This is a genomic window from Streptomyces sp. NPDC056527 (assembly GCF_042794475.1).
Lineage (GTDB): Bacteria > Actinomycetota > Actinomycetes > Streptomycetales > Streptomycetaceae > Streptomyces.
The window spans coordinates 1-1,259 of the sequence record NZ_JBHTTQ010000239.1; the positions used below are offsets into that span (position 1 = coordinate 1).

General features: G+C 71.1%; 1 protein-coding gene. It reads right to left on the bottom strand.

Annotation, left to right across the window (positions count from 1 at the left end):
* Positions 1 to 50 precede the first annotated feature (50 nt).
* Complete coding sequence (locus ACFQ7Q_RS38160; protein ID WP_383563878.1) at positions 51 to 1,175, bottom strand: GuaB3 family IMP dehydrogenase-related protein; 1,125 nt, start codon at positions 1,173 to 1,175, stop codon at positions 51 to 53.
* Between the last annotated feature and the right edge of the window lie 84 nt (positions 1,176 to 1,259).

Below are 1,259 nucleotides of genomic sequence, written 5' to 3' on the forward strand. Positions count from 1 at the left end.
GCCCCGCACCGGCTGGTGCGGGGCCCCTCTGCGTACCTGACGGAAGAACGTCAGCGCTTGTGCTGCGCGTCCGCGACCGTGACCTCGACGCGCTGGAACTCCTTGAGCTCGCTGTAGCCCGTCGTCGCCATCGCGCGGCGCAGGGCGCCGAAGAAGTTCATCGAGCCGTCCGGGGTGTGCGACGGACCGGTGAGGATCTCCTCGGTCGTGCCGACGATGCCCAGGTCGACCAGCTTGCCGCGCGGCACGTCCTCGTGGACGGCCTCCATGCCCCAGTGGTGGCCCTTGCCGGGCGCGTCCGTGGCACGGGCCAGCGGGGAGCCGATCATGACCGAGTCGGCGCCGCAGGCGATCGCCTTGGGCAGGTCGCCCGACCAGCCCACACCGCCGTCGGCGATGACGTGGACGTACCGGCCACCCGACTCGTCCATGTAGTCGCGGCGGGCCGCGGCCACGTCGGCGACCGCGGTCGCCATCGGGACCTGGATGCCGAGCACGTTGCGCGTGGTGTGCGCCGCGCCGCCGCCGAAGCCGACCAGGACACCCGCGGCGCCGGTGCGCATCAGGTGCAGGGCCGCGGTGTACGTGGCGCAGCCGCCGACGATGACCGGGACGTCGAGCTCGTAGATGAACTGCTTGAGGTTCAGCGGCTCGGACGCGCCGGAGACGTGCTCGGCGGAGACCGTGGTGCCGCGGATGACGAAGATGTCCACGCCGGCGTCGACGACGGCCTTCGAGAACTGCGCGGTGCGCTGCGGGGAGAGCGCGGCGGCGGTGACCACGCCCGAGTCGCGCACCTCCTTGATGCGCTGCCCGATCAGCTCTTCCTTGATCGGGGCGGCGTAGATCTCCTGCAGACGGCGCGTCGCGGTCGCCTCGTCCATCTCGGCGATCTCGTCGAGCAGCGGCTGCGGGTCCTCGTACCGGGTCCACAGACCCTCGAGGTTCAGCACGCCGAGGCCGCCGAGCTCGCCGATGCGGATCGCGGTCTGCGGCGATACGACCGAGTCCATGGGGGCGGCCAGGAAGGGGAGCTCGAAGCGGTAGGCGTCGATCTGCCAGGCGATCGAGACCTCCTTCGGGTCCCGGGTGCGCCGGCTCGGTACGACGGCGATGTCGTCGAACGCGTACGCCCTGCGGCCGCGCTTGCCGCGCCCGATCTCGATCTCAGTCACGATGTGTGGCCTTTCCCTCTACGTCTGCGCCTACCAGTATCCCCGACACAAGCGCGTGGGGCGGTTCCGGCCACATGCCGGAAC